At 40.1% G+C, this 24,628-nt stretch carries 22 protein-coding genes; 3 read left to right on the forward strand and 19 right to left on the reverse strand.

Annotation, left to right across the window (positions count from 1 at the left end; all coding sequences use genetic code 11):
- Positions 1 to 3: 3 nt before the first annotated feature.
- The 3 genes from FAY30_RS13430 to FAY30_RS13440 all read right to left on the reverse strand — a co-directional run bounded on the left by FAY30_RS13430 (position 4) and on the right by FAY30_RS13440 (position 3,816).
- A complete protein-coding gene (locus FAY30_RS13430; protein ID WP_149870353.1) occupies positions 4 to 858 on the reverse strand; it encodes a hydrogenase small subunit in 855 nt (284 codons plus the stop codon).
- Between the two features lie 239 nt (positions 859 to 1,097).
- On the reverse strand, positions 1,098 to 2,087 hold the full coding sequence (locus FAY30_RS13435) for a proline dehydrogenase family protein (protein ID WP_149872704.1): 990 nt from the start codon (positions 2,085 to 2,087) through the stop codon (positions 1,098 to 1,100).
- Positions 2,088 to 2,274: 187 nt separating this feature from the next.
- Positions 2,275 to 3,816, reverse strand: coding sequence for a DHA2 family efflux MFS transporter permease subunit (locus FAY30_RS13440; RefSeq protein WP_149870354.1), 1,542 nt, complete (start codon positions 3,814 to 3,816; stop codon positions 2,275 to 2,277).
- Positions 3,817 to 4,024: 208 nt separating this feature from the next.
- On the opposite strand from FAY30_RS13440, the gene FAY30_RS13445 reads away from it, so the two are divergent.
- Positions 4,025 to 4,909 (forward strand): TetR/AcrR family transcriptional regulator, encoded by an 885-nt coding sequence (locus tag FAY30_RS13445; RefSeq protein WP_149870355.1) that lies wholly within the window; start codon positions 4,025 to 4,027, stop codon positions 4,907 to 4,909.
- Positions 4,910 to 4,960: 51 nt separating this feature from the next.
- On the opposite strand, the gene ftsZ is transcribed toward FAY30_RS13445, so the two are convergent.
- The 4 genes from ftsZ to FAY30_RS13465 form a co-directional block, all read right to left on the reverse strand.
- A complete protein-coding gene (ftsZ, locus tag FAY30_RS13450) occupies positions 4,961 to 6,133 on the reverse strand; it encodes a cell division protein FtsZ (protein WP_411675494.1) in 1,173 nt (390 codons plus the stop codon).
- Positions 6,134 to 6,386: 253 nt separating this feature from the next.
- The gene (locus FAY30_RS13455; protein ID WP_190284935.1) at positions 6,387 to 8,297 is read right to left on the reverse strand and encodes a TRAP transporter permease; all 1,911 of its coding nucleotides are present in this window, start codon (positions 8,295 to 8,297) and stop codon (positions 6,387 to 6,389) included.
- Positions 8,298 to 8,331: 34 nt separating this feature from the next.
- Complete coding sequence (locus tag FAY30_RS13460; RefSeq protein ID WP_149870358.1) at positions 8,332 to 8,865, reverse strand: DUF1850 domain-containing protein; 534 nt, start codon at positions 8,863 to 8,865, stop codon at positions 8,332 to 8,334.
- A gap of 113 nt (positions 8,866 to 8,978) precedes the next feature.
- Complete coding sequence (locus FAY30_RS13465; RefSeq protein ID WP_149870359.1) at positions 8,979 to 9,983, reverse strand: TAXI family TRAP transporter solute-binding subunit; 1,005 nt, start codon at positions 9,981 to 9,983, stop codon at positions 8,979 to 8,981.
- Between the two features lie 238 nt (positions 9,984 to 10,221).
- On the opposite strand from FAY30_RS13465, the gene FAY30_RS13470 reads away from it, so the two are divergent.
- A complete protein-coding gene (locus tag FAY30_RS13470; protein WP_149870360.1) occupies positions 10,222 to 11,199 on the forward strand; it encodes a 2-hydroxyacid dehydrogenase in 978 nt (325 codons plus the stop codon).
- A gap of 86 nt (positions 11,200 to 11,285) precedes the next feature.
- Here the strand turns inward: FAY30_RS13470 and FAY30_RS13475 are convergent, their stop codons facing one another.
- The 12 genes from FAY30_RS13475 to FAY30_RS13530 all read right to left on the reverse strand — a co-directional run bounded on the left by FAY30_RS13475 (position 11,286) and on the right by FAY30_RS13530 (position 23,084).
- Positions 11,286 to 11,960 (reverse strand): DUF1028 domain-containing protein, encoded by a 675-nt coding sequence (locus FAY30_RS13475; protein ID WP_149870361.1) that lies wholly within the window; start codon positions 11,958 to 11,960, stop codon positions 11,286 to 11,288.
- Positions 11,961 to 12,048: 88 nt separating this feature from the next.
- Complete coding sequence (locus tag FAY30_RS13480; RefSeq protein ID WP_149870362.1) at positions 12,049 to 12,501, reverse strand: Rid family hydrolase; 453 nt, start codon at positions 12,499 to 12,501, stop codon at positions 12,049 to 12,051.
- A gap of 114 nt (positions 12,502 to 12,615) precedes the next feature.
- The gene (locus tag FAY30_RS13485; RefSeq protein ID WP_149870363.1) at positions 12,616 to 13,314 is read right to left on the reverse strand and encodes an ABC transporter ATP-binding protein; all 699 of its coding nucleotides are present in this window, start codon (positions 13,312 to 13,314) and stop codon (positions 12,616 to 12,618) included.
- Complete coding sequence (locus tag FAY30_RS13490; protein ID WP_149870364.1) at positions 13,307 to 14,101, reverse strand: ABC transporter ATP-binding protein; 795 nt, start codon at positions 14,099 to 14,101, stop codon at positions 13,307 to 13,309. The genes FAY30_RS13485 and FAY30_RS13490 overlap by 8 nt, the downstream gene beginning before the upstream one ends.
- Positions 14,091 to 15,116, reverse strand: a complete 1,026-nt coding sequence (locus FAY30_RS13495; RefSeq protein ID WP_149870365.1) for a branched-chain amino acid ABC transporter permease — start codon at positions 15,114 to 15,116, stop codon at positions 14,091 to 14,093. Before FAY30_RS13495 ends, FAY30_RS13490 begins: the two co-directional genes overlap by 11 nt.
- Positions 15,117 to 15,130: 14 nt before the next feature.
- The gene (locus FAY30_RS13500; protein WP_149870366.1) at positions 15,131 to 15,997 is read right to left on the reverse strand and encodes a branched-chain amino acid ABC transporter permease; all 867 of its coding nucleotides are present in this window, start codon (positions 15,995 to 15,997) and stop codon (positions 15,131 to 15,133) included.
- A gap of 11 nt (positions 15,998 to 16,008) precedes the next feature.
- The gene (locus FAY30_RS13505) at positions 16,009 to 17,178 is read right to left on the reverse strand and encodes an ABC transporter substrate-binding protein (protein WP_223820777.1); all 1,170 of its coding nucleotides are present in this window, start codon (positions 17,176 to 17,178) and stop codon (positions 16,009 to 16,011) included.
- A 62-nt stretch (positions 17,179 to 17,240) separates the two neighbouring features.
- Positions 17,241 to 18,713, reverse strand: coding sequence for a 4-hydroxyphenylacetate 3-hydroxylase family protein (locus FAY30_RS13510; RefSeq protein WP_149870367.1), 1,473 nt, complete (start codon positions 18,711 to 18,713; stop codon positions 17,241 to 17,243).
- 373 nt (positions 18,714 to 19,086) lie between these two features.
- Entirely contained in the window at positions 19,087 to 20,355 is a 1,269-nt protein-coding gene (locus tag FAY30_RS13515; protein WP_149870368.1) for an allantoate amidohydrolase, read from the reverse strand.
- A 126-nt stretch (positions 20,356 to 20,481) separates the two neighbouring features.
- The gene (locus FAY30_RS13520) at positions 20,482 to 21,039 is read right to left on the reverse strand and encodes an FAD synthetase (RefSeq protein ID WP_149870369.1); all 558 of its coding nucleotides are present in this window, start codon (positions 21,037 to 21,039) and stop codon (positions 20,482 to 20,484) included.
- A complete protein-coding gene (locus FAY30_RS13525; protein WP_149870370.1) occupies positions 21,002 to 22,528 on the reverse strand; it encodes a 4-hydroxyphenylacetate 3-hydroxylase family protein in 1,527 nt (508 codons plus the stop codon). The genes FAY30_RS13520 and FAY30_RS13525 overlap by 38 nt, the downstream gene beginning before the upstream one ends.
- A 46-nt stretch (positions 22,529 to 22,574) precedes the next feature.
- Positions 22,575 to 23,084, reverse strand: a complete 510-nt coding sequence (locus FAY30_RS13530; RefSeq protein ID WP_149870371.1) for a flavin reductase family protein — start codon at positions 23,082 to 23,084, stop codon at positions 22,575 to 22,577.
- A gap of 232 nt (positions 23,085 to 23,316) precedes the next feature.
- Here FAY30_RS13530 and FAY30_RS13535 point away from each other — a divergent pair, with 232 nt between their 5' ends.
- A complete protein-coding gene (locus tag FAY30_RS13535; RefSeq protein WP_149870372.1) occupies positions 23,317 to 24,621 on the forward strand; it encodes a helix-turn-helix domain-containing protein in 1,305 nt (434 codons plus the stop codon).
- Positions 24,622 to 24,628 lie beyond the last annotated feature (7 nt).

Below are 24,628 nucleotides of genomic sequence, written 5' to 3' on the forward strand. Positions count from 1 at the left end.
CCTTCATTTCCGTTTTCTTTTTACTGTGCCACAGAATCCTCCTTTGTCCCAAAATCCCTTTTCCGAGCATCCAATACACGAAAATCCCGCAGCAATACAGCGGTTGTACCCCATTGATTCGCAAGCATTAAATGCTGTTGGGCCTTTACAGCCCAACTTAAATAAGCAATATCCTTTCCTTGTTCCCTCATCATCATAGCTTTCCACAAATAGTTTTTGATCAAAATAGGGTTTACGATGGCATGTCATATGGACTGTTTTCTGATAAAAAACCATAGGCCGCTTCTTTTTGTCAAGTTCAGGCAGTTCCCCATGAAAATGAATATGTAAGAGCGTTCCTATTATGGCCTCCGGAATCGGCGGGCAGCCCGGAACAAGCGCAACGGGCACTTCCTCAGGAATCACCGCCATTACATCCTCAGCATTCGTTGGATTTAAACCAGCAGCTGGGATACCACCCCATGCCGAACAGCTTCCCACGGCAATAACCGCCTTTGCATTTTTTGCGGCATGATAAATCTCTTCTCTTACTGATTTTCCAGCTATCATGAGAAATTCATCACTGCCGGGAACACTTCCTTCAACTGCTAGTACATATTCCCCTTTATATTTTTCAAAAATAGATTCCTTATGGGCTTCTACATGCTCCCCAGAGGCAGCGGAAAGCAGTTCACTATATTCCAATGAAATGAAATTCAACAATGTATCCAATGTACTTGGTTCAAAAGACCGAGTAAACGCCTCCTTGCAGCCAGTACAATCAAGTGCACTAATCCAAATAACAGGAAGTCTTTGATCTGTTTTCATAAGCATCTCTTCACTAACGCTAATTGCTTCTAACCAATTATAATCTGCCATACAATCATTCTCCCTTTCATTCGATTTTTTGAATTTGCTTGTTCAATATTTCACATAAAACACTTTGAGTTGCTCGCTAATGGGCTATAGTTCAAGTGTATTGCTTAAGTTGAACCATTGTCTATTTCTTTTGAAAAAGTTAAAAAAATGTTCTTTAAAATATACTCAAGTTAAAAATCTAGAAAATCAAAAAAGACTCCCCGGCATAATTAAATGGCGGGCAGCCTTTTAATAATAAACTATTTCCGTTTTTTCTTCTTATCCTTAGACGTGGTCATTCTACCAATTAAAAATGCCCCGGCTGCTACACCGATGATTGTATTGGTTTTTTTATTAAAAACTTGCTTGGCAACTAGATTTAAATTCTGTGGTCTTTCAGCAAGTCGTCTCATAAAATACCCGTACCAATCGTTACCAAAAGGAACATACGTACAAAAGTTATATCCTTCACTTGCTAAATTTAGCTGCATCTCTTTCCTAAAACCATAGAGCATTTGGAATTCATATTTGTCTTTTGAAATATTATTACTTTTTACAAAATCTTTTACATGATTGATAATTCTATGGTCATGTGTGGCAATAGAAGTAAATTTTCCATTTAATAAATGCCATTCGATCAACTTGATATAATTGGCATCGATGTCTTTTTTATCTTGGTAAGCGATTTCTTCTGATTCCTTATAGGCTCCCTTTACAAGTCGAATCCGGAAGTTTTTATATTTTTCAACGTATTCAAGCGCATTATGGAAATAGGCCTGGATTACGGTCCCTACATTCTCAAATTCAACCGATAGGTCGTCCAATAAATTGAAAGTAAGTTCAAGGTGCTTAAAATCTTCCATATCGATATTGACAAACATATCAAATTGGCTTGCTTGAGCGACAATTTCCCTTACATTGTTCAAACAGAAGGAATAATCTATATCCAATCCAACCTGGGTTGGTTTAAGCGAAATATGGGCATTGACCTGATTCTCATGAATGGCCTCAATGACTTTCAGAATTTGTTCTTTTGCTGCTGTTGCTTCTTCTTCTTTAAAAACAAATTCTCCCAAATTATCAACAGTACAAGAGATACCGTGGGCATTTAGTTCTTTAATGCTTTTGATGACTTCTGGTATATTCGTGCCAGCTACTACGTTTTGCGCCCCCATTTTTAAGCCATATTTTTTTGCTGCACTATTAAGAAATTGGTTTTGGGATAAGCCCATGAATAAATCTTTCAACATCGCGATTACTCCTTGCTGTTGTTTTTTTATCATCATTATAGCATACGCTTTCAATAAAATTTATTTTGAGAATTTTCGGAAATAAAACGCTTTCTTGCAAAAGAAAAAATAGAAAAAAGCCCACTTCCAAATATGAAATGGGCTTATTAGCATAAGGCTAATGGTGCAAAGGGTGTCAGGCACCAAATTAGTTTTCTGCTAATTTCGTTGTGACTTTTTTATTGGCGGCATTTAAGGTGCTGCCCCCTTTTAGTTCATCCCCTGCTTGTTTGACGCGTTTGATAAAGAATGCAAGTATTAGTGCTACGATTGAGATAAAGGTAGCGATTAGGAAGGAGTAATTGATACCATCTAATGTTGCCTGCATCATTATCTGTTGTTTCATTTCAGTAAGTGCCGCTGGTGTCGGTTTCCCAGTCAAATGTTTCATAGCCTCTTCACCAAGTATCTTCCCTTGTGACTCTGCTCGGTTTGACATGATTGTGACCATTAAGGCAGTACCAATCGCACCAGCAACCTGATTTAATGTATTGTTCATGGCTGTCCCATGCGGGTAGAATTGCCTTGGTAATTGATTTAGACCATTCGTCGAAACTGGCATCATAACCATAGACATTCCAAATGCACGAATTGAGTACAAAATGATTAGATGTGTATAGCTTGTATGAAGTGTTAACTTACTAAAACCATATGTTGTCACCACAATAATCGCTAAACCAATAACCGCCAATATCCGGCCGCCAATTTTATCAAATAATTTCCCTGTGACAGGTGACATAAATGCCATTAAAATGGCCCCAGGCATTAACATTAATCCTGCATCCATTGGTGAGATGCCTCGTAGGTTCTGCACATAAATTGGAAGCAGCAGCATACCAGAAAACAAAGCCATATTAACTGTCATTGCAATGACTGATGACAATGCAAACATAGGGTATTTATAGACCCTGAAATTTAATAATGGCTGTTCTATTTTATACTGACGCAAAATAAATACAAACAATGAAACAACACCCACTACAATTGTACCGTATACTTGTGGGCTATCCCATCCCTTACTTCCAGCAGAACTAAAACCATAAAGAATACCGCCAAAACCAATACTTGATAATAGAAGCGATAAAAAGTCGAGTCGGATATCGACTTTTTCTTTTTTATCTTTAAGCAAGAAAATACCAAGTAATAAAACAATGATAGCAATTGGTGTAATAAAATGAAAAAGCATTCTCCAGTCATAATGTTCAATAATCCAGCCTGATAATGTCGGACCAATTGCTGGGGCAAACATTAAAATCAGGCCAAAAACACCCATCGCTGCTCCCCTTTTTTCGATTGGGAAGGCTACGAGCATCACGTTCATTAACAACGGCATTAAGATTGCCGACCCTGAGGCCTGAAGCATCCGCCCTGCTAACAGAAGCGGAAAGACATGGGCAAAACCGGCGAGTATTGTCCCGGCTGTAAATAAAGCCATGGCCGCTAAAAAAATATGCCGGACCGAAAACTTTTGAATTAAAAATGCACTTGCTGGGATTAAAATTCCATTTACGAGCATAAAGCCTGTGGTTAGCCACTGAACGGTGGAAGCTTCAACGTTCAAGTCCTTCATTATGGAAGGAAGCGCAATGTTTAATAACGTATTATTTAAAAATGAAATAAATGCTCCGATCATTAATACCGCAATTATCCCATATGGCGGACGATCGTGCTTTTTTATGGATTGATCCATTCAAGTTCCCCCTTAGACATATAGTTCAAATTTATCCTCTAAATTCGCATAAACAATATCTTATACCTTTAGTTCAAATTTTGCAATCAAAAAATATCCTGTTATTTAATGGGTTTGTAACCTATAAAAAATTAAGGTACTATTATTTTTATACAACCGGTTTTTTATACAGGCAGTCTAAACAACCAAATAATTAAGGGTGATCAAAATGAATGACAGGAAACAGCATGTGGTTGATTCGGCCCGTCAATTATTTATTGACAAGGGTTTTCAGGCTACGTCTATACAGGACATTTTAAATTACAGCGGAATCTCAAAAGGAACATTTTATAACTATTTTTCATCTAAAAATGAATTATTAATCGCTCTATTTAAAATGATAAATAAAAAGCTTGATCAAAATCGGAATGAATTATTGATGGGCGAAGATCCAGCCGATATAGATATCTTTATTAAGCAAGTGATCATGCAATTGAAAATGCATAGAAGTAATAAATTATTTTTTCTATATGAAGAAGTGCTAGTATCAAATGATGAAGAGCTTAAGCAATTTATGCGGGATGGCCAGTTAAGGAATGTTCAGTGGATATACAATCGATTTATTGATCTATTTGCAGAAGCGAAAAAAGACTATTTGTTAGATTGTGCCATAATGTTTGTAGGAATCTTACTCCACAATCTTAAATTTCAAGGAATGGCAAATAAGTCAAATTCGCGGGATTATGAAAAAATTGTCCGCTATAGTATGAAACGTACAGCGACTATGATTGAGGATGTTTCAGAAAAAGGGGAACAATTACTTCACCCCGAGGTGTTAAAGGAGTGGATCCCGCATTGTCAGAATAGCAGCAAGCATTTCCAACATGACCTTGTTCACACCATATTGTCATTAAAAAAATCGCTTAGCCATAACGAAGAGAAGTTGAAATACATGGAGTTATTAGAATTTATTCAGGATGAACTATTAAACAGCAAGAAACCGAGAAGATTTCTTGTTGAAAGCGCCCTTTCATCCTTACAGGTGAAAAATAACCTGTTCGATCTGGAGAAATTACAAAAACTCATACAACTGGCGGCATCTCTTTTTGAATAGCTTGAAGAAAAAAGCTAACCCCCAAACAATAAAGGTTTGGGGGTTTATCAGTTATCTTGACCTTCTATTTCGATTTCGTAAAAATGCCGGGATATCTAGTAAATCATCATTCTCCTGCTGATCGATACGATGATCATTTTGCTCTTCATTTGGCTGATGCCAATGAGGTTCTTCCTGGTACTGGCTTTGATGTCGATACTCGTTTACCGGCTCCTCCTCAATGGTTTGTTCACGTTTAGACCGTTTTTTATCTTCAGGAGCAGACACCTTTGGCGAAGGGCTGTCATCATCAACAAACCCGGTAGCAATAACAGTAATCATAATTTCCTCTTTTAAGCTCTCGTTGATAATAGAACCAAAAATCATATTTAATTCCTTGTCTGCTGCAGACGCTACGATATCAGCTGCCTCTTGTACCTCATACAAACTGAGATTACTGCCGCCAGTGATATTCATAAGTACACCTTGAGCTCCATTAATGGAAGTTTCAAGTAATGGACTGGAAATCGCCTTTTTTGCAGCTTCAACAGCACGGTGTGGACCTTTTGCAACACCAATTCCCATTAACGCTGTTCCTTGATTCGTCATAATCGTTTTCACGTCAGCAAAATCCAGGTTGATTAAGCCAGGAACTGCAATTAAATCCGATATTCCCTGTACACCTTGACGAAGGACGTTATCCGCTTCCCTAAACGCTTCAACCATCGGTGTTTTTTTATCAACAATCTGTAATAAACGATCGTTTGGAACAATAATTAAGGTATCCACCGCTTGTCTCATTGCCTCAATGCCGCTTGCTGCATTTACCGCACGCTTGCGCCCTTCAAATCCAAAGGGGCGAGTGACAACACCTATCGTTAAAGCCCCGAGCGTACGAGAAATTTCCGCTATCGCCGGTGCAGCCCCTGTGCCTGTACCGCCGCCCATTCCGGCTGTGACAAAGACCATATCTGCCCCTTCTAATACCTCTTTCAGCTGATTTTTGCTTTCTTCTACGGCCTTTCTTCCTACTTCCGGATTCGCACCTGCTCCTAATCCTCTAGTCAATGATGCCCCAATTTGCATTTTAATCTCTGCTTTTGATAGATTAAGAGCCTGTGAATCAGTATTTACTGCAATAAATTCGACTCCTTGAATCCCGCCTTCTATCATGCGGTTAACGGCGTTATTCCCACCGCCGCCAACACCGATTACTTTTATTCTCGCTATTTGATCTATATTCATATCAAAATCCCACACTGACAATACCTCCTAGCCTGAAGACAACATTACTTCATTTTTCAGAAAATTCACCTTAATGTTATTATATGATATTTATCCTAAAAAAACTAATGACTATTATATTTTAGCAAAATAATAGAGTAGTTACTATAGTACGTCTTATTCAAATTGAACGTAATAAGTAAATTTAGTCGGTTCCTCTATTTATTCTTTTTATTAATAGAAAAAGCCCCTGTTCAATAACAGGGACACTACGCTAGCTTTCCTGAACTTTTGTTTTGCTGCCACCTTTAAACATATATTGCAGGGCGAGCAGGAGGCCAAAAGACACCAGGCCAATAATATCACTAATTTTTTCTGGATAAATCAGACATAACCCGGAGATAAAGACAAGCACCCGTTCAATCCAATACATTTTTCGCATCCAAAAGCCAATTACTCCTGCACTAATCGCTATCATCCCAATGAAGGCGGTAAACACAACCCAAATCAAATAGGTCCATGTCGTATCAATCATTAACAACTCAGGTGACAGGACAAACATATACGGAATGATAAAGGCAGAAATGGCCAGCTTGGAGGACTCTACCCCTGTTTTGAAAGGCTCCCCGCCCGAAATGGCTGCTGCGGCAAAAGCGGCCAAGGCCACCGGCGGCGTGATATCGGCAACAATCCCAAAATAGAACACGAACAAATGGGCTGATAAATCAGGGACACCTAATAAAATGATTGCAGGTGCGGCAATCGTTGAGGTAATTACATAATTAGCCGTCGTAGGCGAACCCATCCCCAAAATGAGAGAGGCAATCATTGTTAAGAATAATGTTGGGAGAAGTGCTCCCCCTGATAGATCAAGCAGCCCATTTGCCATTTTTAAACCTAGTCCTGTTTTCGTAACCACCCCGACAATGATCCCCGCAGCTGCAGTTGCTGCCGCTACTCCGAGGGCAGTTCTTGCCCCATCAACAAGTGCCTCAATGATTCCTTTTAGGCCAATTCGCGTTTCTTTTCGAATCCCACTAACCACCACCGTAATCACAATCGACCATAATGCCGCTCGTATAACACTCATTCCAGACATCATTAAAAGAATGATGGCGATTATCGGTACTAATAAGTATAAATTTCCAAATACCTCTCTCCGGTTTGGCATTTCTTCTTTTGTTAAACCGCGGAGACCGATTCGCTTGGCCTCAAAATGCGTCATGATCCATATGCCGGTAAAATAGAGGATCGCGGGAATAGCAGCCGCTTTAGCGATATCCCAATAACTGATGCCTCCGCCGATGAACTCTACCATCAAGAAAGCAGCAGCACCCATGACTGGCGGCATTAATTGTCCGCCGGTCGAAGACGATGCTTCCACTGCACCGGCAAATTCCTTTTTATAGCCAAGATTTTTCATCATCGGTATCGTAAACGCGCCGGAGGTCACAACGTTCGCGACTGAACTGCCGCTTATTGTTCCCTGCAAGGCGCTTGAAAAGACGGCAACCTTAGCCGGCCCTCCGACACTCCTCCCTGCAATTGCAATCGAAAGATCATTAAAATATTCCCCAACCCCCGTTTTGATTAAAAAGGAACCAAATAATAAGAATAGAAAGATAAATGTGGATGAAACGGCAAGCGGCGTACCAAGGATCCCTTCAGTGGTAAAAAACATCGTTTGCACCAGCCGCTCCAGATCAAGCCCGCGATGGGCAATAAACCCCGGCATGTATGGCCCAAACACGGCATAGACCATAAAGAGAACGGCGATGATGGTTATAGGCAATCCAACCGCACGGCGCGTCGCTTCTAAAACCAACAAAATCGCTGCCATTCCTATATAGAAATCTAAGCTAGTTACATTTCCTGCCCGCAATACCAAATCATCAATCATCAAGGGCCAATAGGCGCCGATAATGACTGATAATGCCGCTAGCATCATATCGTACCATGCCACTTTATGTTCTTTTCCCCTATTCTTCCTTCGTGCTGGAAAAAGTAAAAAAATGAGTGCAAGAGCAAATCCTAAATGAATCGAGCGCTGAAGCTGTGCTGTTAATACCCCAAAGATACTCGTATAAAGCTGAAACAAGGAAAACGCTAACAGTCCTCCAAAGGTGATCCATCCCATCATACCTTTTAATTTCCTAGTTCCAGCTTCCGGATCATATTTCTCCATCAGCTCCTGCTGTTTTTCTTCAGATAGTGCCTCTTCATAATGACTCAAGAATATTCACTCCCTTCCATTGCTCAAGCAATGTCAGCCTTCGTATTTCAACCTTGACTGACGTTCCCGGTTTAATCGAATGTGATAATGGGTATTCTGTGTTTTTATAAATCACCCGATGGTTGGCGCGAACCTGTCCAATTCGTAAATAAAAGTAAGGAAAAATTCTCTTCATGTTTCTGATATAATATTTTCCACTTTTTTGTTCAAAGGTTTCTCCCTCCTCAGCATTTGATGGCATACCAATGGAAAAATCCTCATATTCCAATTCAACTTGCCGAATCAGTTGTCTTGGTGTAATGTGATAACTTTCGATCACATCTGATAAATGAATCGAATGGGTGTATTTAATCTTAAATTGTTTTTCATCTTTTATTGGAATGAAAGCAAGCTTTTGATTTGAGTGATTCGGTTCAAATACAATGGTTTGCTGGAGCGGAATGCCCGCTAGGAAGGTGATAGCAATTACAAAGCAGATTACTAGTATAATGGTCAGGTGTACTAGCTTTTTATTTTTCATAATATCTCCTTACACCTTTTCAATCTTTACATCATTCCAAAAACCGGAGAAAAGGAGACCGGCACGCTCTTCTGCTGCCGGTCAACATTTGATGATATAAATGGATTCACAGCTTACTGTGCTTTTACCCCTTTTTCGTCAAAATATTTTTTTGCTCCTGGATGGACTTCAATTCCCACACCGTTAAGCGCATTTTCTACTTTGATTAATTTCCCTTTCGCATGTGTCACTTTATCAAGATTTTCAAAGATAGCCTTCGTAATATCGTAAACTACTTGTTCTGAAAGGTCGCTCCTTGCCACCAGCATCGCTTGAACTGCTACCGTTGAAACTGCCCCCTCTAACCCGTATGTTCCAGCGGGAATCTCGTCTTTAATGTAATATGGGTACTTTTTAATCAAGGCCTCAATTTTGTCTTGAGCTATTGGGATGATGACAACATCCTCTGTTGCTGATAGACTTTCAACAGCGCCAGTAGGGATTCCCGCTGTTACAAATGCTGCATCAATGGTCCCATCTTGAATGCCTTGAGTAGATTCATCAAAAGATAGATCTTGTTTCTTAATATCATCAAACGTCATCCCGTGGACTTCGAGTATTTGTTCAGCATTTGGATTTGTTCCAGATCCAGGGGCACCGACAGAAACCTTTTTTCCCTTTAGGTCTTCTACAGACTTAATCCCAGACTTTTTCGTAGTAACGATTTGAATCGTTTCCGGGTAAAGGGTCGCAATCGCTTTTACATTGTCCACTTTTTTGTCCTTAAACATTAATGTTCCTTGATTCGCATAGGAAGCAATATCGGTTTGTGAAAAAGCAATTTCAGCATCACCATTTTTCAGGGTTGTCATGTTTTCCGCTGAAGCACCTGATGTCTCCGCATTTGCCTCAATACCTGTTTCATCTTTAATAATTTTCGCAAACGATCCACCTAGTGGATAATAGGTACCACCCGTTCCCCCAGTTAGAATACTAATGAATTTTGGTTTCTCTTCTGCTTTTTTCGCGTCGCCTGAACCCTCTTTTTTCCCGCCTTCCTCCTTACTGCCACAGGCAGCTAGAAACATTGACATCACTAAAAGAAAGACCAATGATAGAAATAAACTTCTCTTCTTCAAATTGAAAACATCCCCCTTTATTCATTTTCTATCTGTCGTATTTATTCTTATTAGGAGGGACCAATAAACTTGTCAAATATAATTAAAATAGTGCTTTAGGCCTATTTTGAAATCAAAATGATGATATTTCCATTTTTCTCATTTTCAGAATTGTTGACTCACTCGAATCTTTATGTCAATTTAGAAACATAATGTCAATATTCAATCACATCATCTTGTGGAAGGAGTCATTTTGCTCATGAAGAGAAAAGTCATTGCCTATAACTTTGTATTAACCGAAGCCTTAAAAAAATTGGAGGACAAATTTGAGGTTGAAATATTTGATGGGATTGATCCAAAAACAGATACCTCCTTCTTAGTTGCCCTAAAGGAAGTAGAAGGGATTGTGGGCCTGGCGCTTCCCGTTGATCAGGAGTTCCTAGATCTTGCACCCAATTTAAAGATAGTCTCAAATAACTCTACCGGCTACAATAATCTTTCGATTGAAGAAATGACGAAACGGGGCGTAATGGGGACAAATACACCCGGCGTACTCGAGAATACAACAGCCGACGCCATTTTCGGCATTCTTCTTGCAGCTGCACGAAGGATCCCGGAATTAGACCACTTTGTGAAAACAGGAAATTGGAAGCAGCATTTAACCACAGAACAATATGCAATTGACGTCCATCATAAAACTTTAGGAATAATTGGAATGGGAAAAATTGGTTCAGCCATTGCAAAACGTGCCCATTTCGGTTTTGATATGAACATTTTATATCACAACCGTTCTCGCAACGCTTCAGCAGAGGAGCGATATAATGCTACATACTGTGACCTTGATACATTACTTAAAGAAGCTGATTTTGTTTGCTTAATGACCCCCCTCACACCAGAAACCGAGAATTTGATTGGGGAACGCGAATTTAAGCTGATGAAGAACTCATGTATTTTTGTGAATGGCTCACGTGGAAAAACAGTAGATGAAACGGCACTGATTGAGGCATTAAGAAATAAAGAGATTCACGGTGCAGCATTGGACGTATTCCGAACCGAGCCAATCCAGCCGGATCATCCATTACTACAATTCCCTAATGTGGTAACGACACCACATATTGGTTCATCCACTCATGAAACAGAACTGAAAATGGCAAACCTGGCTGTTGAAAATTTGCTGGCGGGACTTACGGGCAATCGACCTAAAAATTTGATTAATCCTGAATTGCTAGACAAATAATAGAAGAAACAAATAGTGCCTGTCTCCGCATGACAATTAAATCAAAGCGGAACAGGCACCATGCTTTAAAGGTTTATTACAATCTATTACTCGTCACCTTTTACCCCATAGGATGGAGCTATTTCAGGGATGACTGCCCTTACTTTGTAATCGTTTGCCTGTGGACCGTAGATTTCCCAAAGCTTTTTTAAATCCTCAAGCGGCTGCTCACTAAAATCCACTCGTAAATCAACATAGGCGAACGGTTCGTCTGTAAAAACAAGAAGTCCTATAGAGCGTTCTTGATCCAGCTCCCCGCCCATTTGGAACCCCTTTTCGATTGCAGCAATTAACCGTTCAGTCAGAGGCTGCCCTTCTGTCCGTAGGAATTCTCGGCCCATGGCTTCCGGAATATCAGGGTCACTTAGCAAATTACCGATGCTGGCAACATTTTGCGCGCAAAACTCACCATGTACACCTAATGCATTCGAACCAGTGAAGGCAGCTGGTTTTCCGTTTGCATCAACTACCGCCAACTGTCTGTAATCCGGAAATGGTGATGTTGCCTTCATTGCGCGAATCGCCGCTTCCGCATCATAACCATTTTCTAAAACTGAAAAACCAATTGCTGCTAACCGTGGATCAGTCACATTTTGTGTTAAAATAGCACCGACACCTGTTTTCACCCATGGGCATCTTGCCCCAACAGATGGACTGCTGGACGTAACAACGACTCCAAATGCACCCGTGGCAGCACAACGTCCTGCTACTGAAAATGTCATTAAATTCCTCCTTGGTGACACAATTATTCAACTTATTATCACTATTTTCACTATAACAATAGTAATAATAATCAGTAAAAAAACTATATTATTCGCTAATTACTGCCTCGACATCAATTTCCATTAACATTTCAGGCATGGCAAAACCGCTGACTAGTAATCCTGTGCTGCATGGATAAACATCTTTGAAATGTTTCCCGATAACCGGATAAACTTTGCTTCGATCTTCGCGGTGCATCAAGTAGACTGTTATTTTACAAATATCATTAATCGTACCGCCAGCCTCTTCGATTAGCTGTTTCACACAAGTACAAGCCATTTCTGCCTGCTCGACTACATCTCCAACACCATGAAAGTTTCCATCTAAATCAAATCCTGTCTGTCCCCTTAAGAAAATCCGATTTCCTGCTCTTACTGCCATACTAAATTCATTTACAATATGGTGCTCCGGTTTTCCTAAATGTTTTGGATAATACTGGTCTGTTTTGAATTTACGGAATCTTTGAATTTCTACCTTTTTGGTTTCACCATGAACTGACATCCTTGATCATCCTCTCCTCTAGTCATTTAAGGAATTAATCCTTATTTGGTCCTTAAACATAATATAAAGTCTATTCAGAAAATTGTCAAGTTTGCGAAAAAATTAATTGCTCTTTTATCCAAGATAGGACCGATGAACAAGCTCACTTTCTTTTAACTCTTTTTTCGTCCCTTGACCAGCCAATCTGCCTGCCATTAAAACATAGCCTCGGCTGCAAAAATCAATCGCCATTTCCGCGTTTTGGTCGACTAATAGAATCGTTGTACCTTGCTGATGCAATTCTGTGATTTTATCATACACTTCAAATACTAGTTTAGGTGATAACCCCATAGAAGGTTCATCAAGCAATAATAGTTTCGGACTTGTCATCATCGCACGTGCGATAGCCAGCATTTGTTGCTCTCCGCCTGAAAGAAGACCAGCCAATTGTTCCCGCCTTTCACGGAGGATGGGAAAAGGTTCTGTCACCTCTTCAGCACGTTGCTGACGTTCCTTTGCAGATAGGGTATACCCCCCCAAAAGCAAATTATCCCAAACAGAAAGTAATGGAAATACATGCCGTCCTTCGGGAACAAGTGTCATACCTCGACTGACTAGTTTAAACGTTTTTTCATTTGCGATTGACTTACCGGACAGCTGAATATCCCCGCTTTTCGGACGGAGCTCTCCGATGATTGTTTTCAATAAAGTACTCTTTCCTGCCCCATTTGCGCCAATCACAGAGACGGCTTCCTTTTCTTCCACCTTAATACTGACCTTATCTAAAGCACATATTTGTCCATAGTAGGTACTCACATTCGAGATATTAAGCATTTACCTCAGCCCTCCCCATATAGGCTTCCAATACTGCAGGATGACTCTGAATCACTTCAGGAGGACCTTCGACCAGCTTTTCTCCAAAATTAATCACAGTGATTTTGTTTGACAGCGCATTCACGAGATGCATGTCATGTGCAATAATTAAAATAGTGATACCCTGTTTATTGACTTGCGTAAACAGTTCCATAAGCTCGTTTGTTTCCGTCTGATTCATGCCGGCAGTTGGCTCATCAAGTAATAACAGCCGTGGATTGGTTGCCAATGCCCTGGCGATTTCCACTCGTCTTTGGTTGCCATACGATAATTTTGCCGCATATTCATTACGCATATCCCACAACCCTACAAAATGCAAAATTTCTTCAATCAGCTTTTTGGCAGAGTATTCGTTGTTTCGAAAGTTCTTTGTTCGAAATAAAGCCGGGAGAAGTTTCGCGCCCGTCAACAGATAGGTTCCAATCAACACTGTTTCAAAAACAGTCATATCCGGAAATAAACGAATATTTTGGAAGGTTCGCGATACACCTTTCTGTGCAATTATATCAGGTCTCAAAGCTGTGATATTTTGATTGACTAGTTTTATTTTCCCTTCGTCGGGTGTAATCACTCCAGTGATCAGGTTAAAAAGTGTGCTTTTACCAGCTCCATTTGGTCCAATGATGGCATGAATATTGTTTTCGGTAACGGAAAAAGATAGATTGTTAACAGCCTTTACTCCCCCGAAGGCTTTTGAGAGATTCGTAACGGTTAAAATAGCTGAATTATTAACAAGATTACTGCTCATAACTCAACCCCTCTTTCTCTACCACCTTTTTTTCTGCTTGACCTGATCCTTTTTGAAGACGTCTTTTGGACATTTGGAATAGTCCCATAATTCCTTTAGGGAAAAACATAATCATAATGACGATCAAGCATCCATAAATCAGCATTCTTAATTCTGGTGTTTCTCTTAAAGCTTCAGAAGAAACCGTCAGAATGACCGCTCCAATAATTGCACCTGCAATCGAGCCCTGCCCGCCAATCATAACCATGGTTAAGATCGTGACAGACATTCCAAAAGCGAATGTTTCCGGACTGACCACATGAAGAAAGTGGGCATAAAGGGCACCGGCCGCACCGCAAAAGGCTGATGATATGGTAAACATGGTAACTTTTGTTTTAAATATAGGAATTCCCATTGCTTGAGCAGCCAATTCATCATCACGAATGGCGGTACATGCACGCCCAAACCCGGATTTGATAATCAGCCATGTGATCAAAATACCTAAATAAACAAAGATTAATAACAAGGGATAATAATCATGGTATTGGATAAATGGAAATTCAAATAACCCTATTGTAATTGTTGGAGGTGCTGATATTCCCGCAATCCCCATGGGACCACCGGTTAAATCTGTCCAGTTAAGAAAAACTAGCCAGATAATAGTTCCAAAAGCAAGTGTTGCCATAACGAGGTATTCTTCAATTAATTTCAACCCAATAAATCCAATAACAAACCCAATTACCGCCGTAACGACAATCGAAAATGGGAGTGTTAACCATAGGGAAAAACCGAGGCTTTTCGCCATAATCGCAGCTACATAAGCACCAATCCCAAAGAACGCACCATGCCCCACGGAAACCTGACCTGTATAACCCACAATTAAATCAAGTCCCAAAGAAAGGATGGCATAGATTAAAATAAGATCGATAACATACATAATGTAAGGATTTGCTATGCCAAGCGGAAGGAGAAATAATGCAATTCCTCCAAAAATAAACACGATTTTTCTAAAACCTGTTTTTTTGATTTGTTCCATTTCTTCTCCCTCCTTTACACTTTCTGTTGGACAATTTTCCCAAAAATCCCTTGAGGACGCACAAGTAAGATAATTAATAGAATGACCATTGCAACCGCATCTCGGTAACCGGAGGAAATGAACCCAGCAGCGAAGCTTTCAATAATACCAAGCAATAAGCCGGCGATCATTGCACCTGGAATATTGCCCATTCCTCCCATAACGGATGCTGTAAATCCCTTCAAACCGGCAAAAACACCCATTGTAGGATAAACGAGAAACACCGGTCCTACCAAAATACCGGCAAGTGCTCCGACGGCTGATCCGATGGCAAAGGTAATCGAAATAATCTTATTTGCATTAATTCCCATTAATTGGGTTGCTTTAATATTTTGCGAAGCTGCTTGAACGGCTTTACCCATCAGCGTTCTATTAATAAATAACTCTAGTACAATCATGACAAGAATTGTAAGGATAATGATGAAAATATAATGCTGATTGATCATCATATCTCCAATAGCAATATTTTTAGAAAGAAAGGGAGAGGTTAATCTTTCAGGTGTCGCCCCCCAAATATATTGGGCCAAATTTTGCAGAACAATCGAAATTCCAATTGCTGCAATTAATAAATTCAGTTTTGGTGCGTTTCTCATCCTCATATAAACCATTTTTTCCATGAGATAACCAAGCAGTGCCCCGGCGCATACTCCTCCAAGGTACGCAAGCCAGATAGGTGTATCTAATAATAGAAGATAAAGGGACACGAATGCCCCTCCCATATAAACCTCACCATGTGCAAAGTTGATAAAACGAAGCACATTCCATACCATTGTGTAACCGATGGCCATTAACGCATATATACTCCCTAGAACAATACCATTCACTAATTGATCGACAAACACAAGTTATCACCCTATTCTGATTCTTTAATAACTACGAAGTCACCCTTTTGTACCTGCATAATCATCGGTGTATTGGAACGATCCCCGTTTTTATCGAACTTGATTGGTCCGGTAATACCTTGATATTGAATGTTAGCTAAAGCGTCGCGTGCTTTTTCAGCATCATCCCCGCCTTCTGCCATTGCCTTTGCAAGAGCCATGGCCGCATCATAAGCAATCGCCGTATTGGCTTGGGCTGGAATCTTATTTTCTTCCGCTAATTTTTTAAATTCTTTCATCTCTTCTGTATTTGCATTTAAATCAATCATAGAGGCAAAAATATGATCTTCAACGGCATCCCCGCCTAATGAGATTAGCTGTTCAGAATACATGGAATCGTCTGGTGAGAAAAACTGGACATGCAAACCTGCCTGTCTAGCTTGTTGTTCAATTAAGGCAACTTCATTGTATAACCCAACAACCATAACTGCATCGGCATTGAGTGTCTTGATCTTTGATAATTGAGCCGAGAAGTTTTTATCGCCAGGGTTATATTTTTCAGCTGCAATAAATTCTACACCAAGTTCTTTAGTGGATTCTTTGGCAGCATCATACATCGTAATCCCATAATCCGTATTTTCAAATAATGCGGCAATTTTCTTAACCTTTTTCTCTTCAGCCATGTATTTCATTACTGCCGGGACGTAAACAGATCCTGTTAAAATGACGCGGAACAGATACTTATTCCCTGTTTTCGATAAATCGGGACTCGCTCCCATATTCAAGTGAAGTACTTTTGCCGGTCCTGAAACATCCTGAGCGGCAAGTGTTGGTGATGAATTATAGCCGCCAATAATCGCTTTCACCCCGTCGTTCATGATCATTTTATTTACCACAGCAACTGCCTCGGATGGAGTAGCTTTGTCGTCACCCACAATTAACTTAAGTTTCTTTCCGTTAATTCCTCCGTCACTATTAATCTTTTTAAAAGCTAGTTCAACGCCATTTTTCATATCCTGTCCATATTGGGCATTATCACCTGTCATCGGAGCTTGTAATCCCACTTTGATAGTGTCGCCACTTTTTGAAGAGGAACTGCCATTTCCCGATGATGAATTTGCGGCAGAACACCCTACTAACAAAACTGCAAGAACCAAGAACATGACCATTTTTTCCACTAATAAATGTGTGGATTTTGCCAATTTACATCCTCCTCATTCTTCGTTCATTTTGCTAATCTCTTAAACATCCATTCCCTGCCAAATCATGGAAGACTGATGGATGATTTATCGTTTTTGGTTTGAAGCCCTGCTGCTTTTCGCACTAATTTTCGCTGTGGCTCCATATCAAAATTATTAAACACAGCCATCTGTTGCGCGAAAGGCGGACTTTGAGCAAACAGTTCAAACGTTGTCCGGTGACCCGCATAAGAGGAATTGACCAAATCTCTAGCGAAGTATAATAATTTTCCACGGTCCTCAGGCGTCCACTCACCAACGGAGTAATATTGATCGAAATATTGCTTGATTTCCGGATCTGCCATAGTCGCGGAATCCGGTGTTACTGCTAATTGGCCGCCGACTAGTTCTCTCGTTAAATGGGCCATTGCCGGGAATTTTTCCAGTGCAAATACGCGGCCGGTATACAATAGTGATTGGTTCGGCATCATTAATCCGCCTGGGCTTCTTTCCGCTTCAGCCACAGCGGCTGTTAGATGGGCATTGATGCCTTCACGGTAATTAATCAACTGAGAAATTTTTTCCTTTACTGCTTGAAGATGGGTTAAACCCGTTTGTTCGACATTTAATAAAGCGGCCCCAATTAAATAGTCGGCCCGGCGCAGCATTCTAAGAGTGTAATTAAAGGCAGAATAACGATGAAGTGTGGAACGGATATAGGCAGCTGATTCTAAGGAGCGATGGAAAAGGACATTTTCCCATGGAATTAAAACGTGATCAAAAATTAGTAAGGTATCAATTTCTTCAAATTTTGTGGCAATTGGATAATCTTGCGGATTTCGGTCTATACCAAGGGATGTGCGGCAAATATGCTTTAGGCCCGGTGAGCCCATATCGCAAATGAAGCCGCAGGCAAAAGGCGCCATTTTTTCAGAACCGGCATTCCAATCTAAAATCGTCGGCTTGACAAAGGCTTGGTGTGCGTAGGCAGCGGCCGTTTCAAATTTAGCTCCCTTTACGATGATGCCTTGGTCATTTTCTTCGACTACATGGAGCAAGGTTCCGCCGTCTTTTCCACTGAATAATTTGCTTCTGTCCCCTTTAGGATCGGTGTTCGCCGAAACATGAAACAGATCTTCCCTTGCGACCCGGTCGATATGGTATTTAATATTTTTGGCATATGTCGGATCAATTTCATTTAATTTATCTTGAGCATCAAATAACGACCACATTTCTCCAATCGTTTCATCGCCAACTCGATAAACCACGCCGCCAAGATCATCCAGAACCGTTTCCACATGCTTGCGAATAGCAGACAAGTCATCTTTTGTTTCAGGCATTTTGTATGCGCGGGAAACAATTTCGCCATCTTCCAGTCTGGTGGTCATCGTTTCGGAATGTTTCTCTTCAAATGCCATGTCATACATTCTCGCCTTTACATCAATAATCGGCTTAAAGGATGGGTGCTCGGCAATATTCTTAACCTTTTCCCCGTCGATAAAAACCTCCCTTCCGTCATTAAGAGACTCACGGTATTGTTTACCTGTCATTAATGCCATACGATACCTCCTAAAAATAGAGTATTTTAGCTCTTTGTTGCCTTGACGTTCAAACAATCTAGTTACGATTTATTTACGGATTTTTTCTTTAAATATTCTTTTAATTAAAAATAACAAATCCACTGTGTTTATGTCAATTAAATTTTCTAAAAATTCTTTATTTTATAAATTTATCATTTTTTAAATACTATAACATTTTTTCTACTCGAGTTTGAACTACTAAATTATCCAAATGATAGACCTAATTTTGATATGAATCGTCTTTATTTTAGTAGAATAATAACTGAAAAAGGCTGGCTAAATGAATAGCAGCAGCCTTATAATCTCTACTAGGAGTAGAAACTATTGGACTCGAATCAAACTCGGAATTCCTTCATTTATCGCCTTGGACACAATATCCGGTTCGAAAAAGCGCATGGTCTAAATGAATAATTCCTTGTAAAATTAAATTTCCCGCCTTTTCAATATCGTCGGGATGGCTATACTCTTCAGGGCAATGACTTTTTCCATCAATACTTTTCACAAATACCATGGCTGATTTAGTAATACTTGCCATATGGGCAGCGTCATGTACCGCCATACTAGGCAGGATCAAACATGGCTCATCCATTTCCTTAGCAGTGTTTTTAAGAATCGATATAATCTCATAATCTAAAGCTGCTGGTTTTTGATCAAGAAACATTTCTTGCTGGATGTTCACTTGTCTTCTGATTGCAAGCTCCTGCCAAGCACTGTTGATGGCATCTATCGTATTTTGGATTTTCTCTTCAGTTTCCGCTCTTACTTCAAAAACAAACTCAACCTGTCCCGGAATAATATTAGCGGCATTTGGACTAACATTTAATTTGCCTACTGTACCAACAACATCGCCTTTGTTCTTGCAATACCTTTCTACTTCTAGAACCATTTCCGCTGCGGCGGCAAGAGCATCTTTTCTATTTACCATCATCGTTGTCCCAGAATGGTTCGGTTCACCACTTACCTTTACTAGACTGCGATACGTGCCAACCACATTGTTGACAACCCCCATCGAGATATTCGCACTTTCTAACCTTTGGCCTTGTTCGATATGAAGCTCAATAAAAGCTTTTTTTCCACTTTGCATATTTTTCATCATCATGAAACGATCAAGTCCGCCGCCAACCTTTTTCAATTCATCATCTAGCAAAACACCTGTTGAATTTCGTGCTTCCTTTAGCATATCCGTGGTTAAACGACCGACAAAAGCGCGGCTGCCGAATGTTGATAAATTAAAATCATTGGATTCTTCTGCCGTGAATGACACGATTTCAAGATCATGATTAAGTGTAACTTTTTCTTCAATGAACGTTTTTATAATTTCCTTAGCCATAAGTACACCCAGCGGGCCATCATATTTACCTCCATTTGGAACCGAGTCCAAATGGGAACCAATCACGATACTGCCTTTCTGTTTCCCATTGCCCATCCGCTTTCCCCAGATATTTGCTGCACCATCTACCGTTACTTCCAGGCCCAATTCTTCTAATTCTTCAATAAACAGTTGCCGTACTTGATGGTCAGCTTTGGAAAAACTCGGCCTGGTGACACCTCCAAGTTCATTTTTGCCATACTCGGCGTATTTTTCTAGATCTAGGAGTAATCGCTTGAGATTTATTTTCAAATTACAGGCCTCTCTTTCAAACTTATTAAATTAAGGCAATCATGAAAAATAGGGAGCACCAATAAGGAAGACTCCCATCGTTGCTCCTGGTCAAACCTTTATTTTTACAAAATAGTAATCAGTTTTTTACAATGCATAGTTTTTTTCTGTGACACATCGGATGTCTCCAAGTAAATTATTGGCTGACAAATAGTTTCCTTGTTGTAATAGATGACGAATACGTGTCGAGGAGATTAATTCATTTTGTTCACATTTAAGTGGGCTTAACACACCAACATTAAAATAGGATTGCAAATCGTCAATACTTCCCCTGCGATCTTTACCAAATTGAAAGTTTGGACCTTCCCAGATTTCAACAGGATTGATTGCCTGAATCTCTTGAATAAAAGCAGAAACGCTTTGTTTCGTATAGGCTTCGTTAAATTTCGCCACAATAACATATTCTGCGCCAAGCATTTCAAGGCGATTAAGTTTTTCCTCCAGAGTAGTAAGCATTTGGCATTTTTTAAAGAAAACCTTCGGTGGCGGATCAAAAGTATAGACGACAAAAGGAACCCCAAGCTTCTCGGCCCGCTCTTTTGTTTTTAACAATAATGCCTGATGACCCCGGTGTACACCGTCAAGAGCACCAATGGATAAAGCGGATTTAGGGAGCTTTAATGTTCCTGGAGTGTAAATGTCCAATGAAAAAACTCCTTTCAAATTTCAACTGTTTACTAGTCACCGGTACAGATTGTTTCAATCCCGCAGCATGAAGCACTAATTTTCGCTGCGGCTCCATATCAAAATTATTAAACACAGCCATCTGCTGCGCGAAAGGCGGACTTTGAGCAAACAGTTCAAACGTTGTCCGGTGACCCGCATAAGAGGAATTGACCAAATCTCTAGCGAAGTATAATAATTTTCCACGGACCTCAGGCGTCCACTCACCAACGGAGTAATATTGATCGAAATATTGCTTGATTTCCGGATCTGCCATAGTCGCGGAATCCGGTGTTACTGCTAATTGGCCGCCGACTAGTTCTCTCGTTAAATGGGCCATTGCCGGGAATTTTTCCAGTGCAAATACGCGGCCGGTATACAATAGTGATTGGTTCGGCATCATTAATCCGCCTGGGCTTCTTTCCGCTTCAGCCACAGCGGCTGTTAGATGGGCATTGATGCCTTCACGGTAATTAATCAACTGAGAAATTTTTTCCTTTACTGCTTGAAGATGGGTTAAACCCGTTTGTTCGACATTTAATAAAGCGGCCCCAATTAAATAGTCGGCCCGGCGCAGCATTCTAAGAGTGTAATTAAAGGCAGAATAACGATGAAGTGTGGAACGGATATAGGCAGCTGATTCTAAGGAGCGATGGAAAAGGACATTTTCCCATGGAATTAAAACGTGATCAAAAATTAGTAAGGTATCAATTTCTTCAAATTTTGTGGCAATTGGATAATCTTGCGGATTTCGGTCTATACCAAGGGATGTACGGCAAATATGCTTTAGGCCCGGTGAGCCCATATCGCAAATGAAGCCGCAGGCAAAAGGCGCCATTTTTTCAGAACCGGCATTCCAATCTAAAATTGTCGGCTTGACAAAGGCTTGGTGTGCGTAGGCAGCAGCCGTTTCAAATTTAGCTCCCTTTACGATGATGCCTTGGTCATTTTCTTCGACTACATGGAGCAAGGTTCCGCCGTCTTTTCCACTGAATAATTTGCTTCTGTCCCCTTTAGGATCGGTGTTCGCCGAAACATGAAACAGATCTTCCCTTGCGACCCGGTCGATATGGTATTTAATATTTTTGGTATATGTCGGATCAATTTCATTTAATTTATCTTGAGCATCAAATAACGACCACATTTCTCCAATCGTTTCATCGCCAACTCGATAAACCACGCCGCCAAGATCATCCAGAACCGTTTCCACATGCTTGCGAATTGCACGTAAATCTTCCTTCGTTTCAGGCGCTTTATATGCACGAGATACCACTTCACCGTCTGGTAAGGTTGTTGTTAATGTGTCAGCATATTTTGCTTCGTATGCCATATCATACATTCTTGCTTTTACATCAATGATTGGCTTAAATGATGGGTGGTCAGTCAGATTCTGAACCTTTTCCCCATCAATATACACTTCTCTTCCATCATTCAGTGATTCACGATATTGCTTACCTGTCATCAACGTCATATCATTTCCCCCTTTTATAACAATTACTCTAAGATTCTATCTAAACTTACGCTTCCTTAAATTGACCAAATTTACCACGATAGTACACTAAGGGCTCCCCATTCGCCGCATGAGCTTTTTGTACTTCTGCAAGAAAGACAGAATGTGTCCCTCCTGTCACTTCCTCTACCACCCGGCATTCAAGATGTGCCAGCGTATCTTCTAACACAGGATTTCCTAACACACCATATGAGAAAGCAACACCACTAAATTTATCTGTATTGGCCCTGGCAAATCTTAACGCTAGATCCTTCTGTGATTCATTCATGATGTTTACCGTAAAAGATTCAGCGGCCGAAATTGCATGACAGGTTCCTGTACTTTTGTTCACGCATACTAACAGCATTGGCGGATCAACAGACACGGAACTGACTGCACTAGCAGTAATTCCAAAATCCACTCCATTATTTCTCACCGTAATAATCGAAACCCCACTGGAAAAATGACCGATTACATGTTTGAATTGATCTTGTTCAACCAATGGTTCCAGCTCTTTATTCTCCTTTGATACTTTCATTCACTAACAGTCCTTTCTTTTAAATATACGGAATTATTCTTAATATGTTCCTTAAATGAAACTATACAGAGGAAAAAAGTCAATGTCAACTGAATTTTCAAAAAATTCACTATAATTATGTTGATAATATTATATATACATGAGATAAATTTAAGTATGGAGGAAATATATACCTAAAATTATCGGACATTGCTATAATTAAATAACATCATTACCATGGGGGGAAACTCTTTTGAAACCAAGAACTGGAATTATTGGGCCAAATGATTCAGTCCGACTAATATCTGAAATTGCAGCCGAATATAAAGATCGGCTTCAGATTATTCCTTTTATTTATCAAAAACCTGAAGAAGCAGCTGATATTGTACATAAAAACCAACATTTAGTTGATCAATGGATCCTTGCAGGACCGGCAATTTATAAATCATTTCAAAAGAGCGGCGTCAAACAACCATTTTTTATACTGAAATTAGACGGTTCTAGTTTAACAAAGACCTTAGTGGATATTGGCTACAATGATAAGAAAAGTCTTGAAAATATAAGTATTGATATGCTGGCAGAACGTGACATTTTGGAAACCTACCGCGATCTTGGGATTCCAAGCAAACAGATTTATATACAAGAGTTTACAAAAGAAACTAAGCTTGAAGATCTTCTCTCCTTTCATCAAAAACTTTTTCAAGATAAGAAAGTCGAGATTTGTATCACTTGTTTGCGATCCATATATGATCAACTGCGTTTGCAAAACATTCCCACATATAGGGTAACTCCCACAAGAAGCAACATCCGCGAAACCTTATCGACAGCGGTTCAAAAATGGGAAACGATGCATTTTAAGCAATCACAAATTGCCGCGATTTTAGTGAAAGTGCAAGGGATGGAGAAAAAAGAAGATCATAATATGGTATCTTACGATTTACATCGCTTAAATTTAGAGATTCAAGCAGCAATTTTACAGTTTGCAGAATCAATCTCAGGTTCCTTCGTTACGATTGGGACTGGTGTATTTGTTATTTTTTCAACAAGAGGTTCTATTCAGGAGACCGATAAGCCCATTGGGTCGTTATTAGAAACATTAGCAATAATTACTGACTTACCAGCGAATATCGGCATTGGTTATGGCGATACCGCCCTAACTGCTGAAGAAAATGCCCGTCTAGCCTTAAATCATGCGCAAAATTATGATTCCTTTTGCGCCTTTCTCGTTGATAATGACGGGACGATTGAAGGTCCATTGAAAGAACAAGAAGCCATCTCCTTTCAATATCGGACAGAGAATAAAGAAATTAGTGGCAAGCTGAAAAATAGCGGTATATCCATAACAACCTTTAATAAAATTTTATCAGTACAGAAAAGAATGGGGAATGGCTCGATTACCGCCAGCCAGATTGCCGAATGGCTAAAAATGACACCACGAAATGCCAGGAGGATTTTGACAGGTCTTGTGGATGAGGGTATTGCGGAAATTATTGGGGAAGAAGCTCCAACCTCTAAGGGACGGCCGCGGAAAATTTATCGTGTTGGTGAAGGATTTTAAAAGGAGA

Origin of the sequence: Bacillus sp. S3 (assembly GCF_005154805.1) — a bacterium.
Taxonomy (GTDB): Bacteria; Bacillota; Bacilli; order Bacillales; family Cytobacillaceae; genus Neobacillus.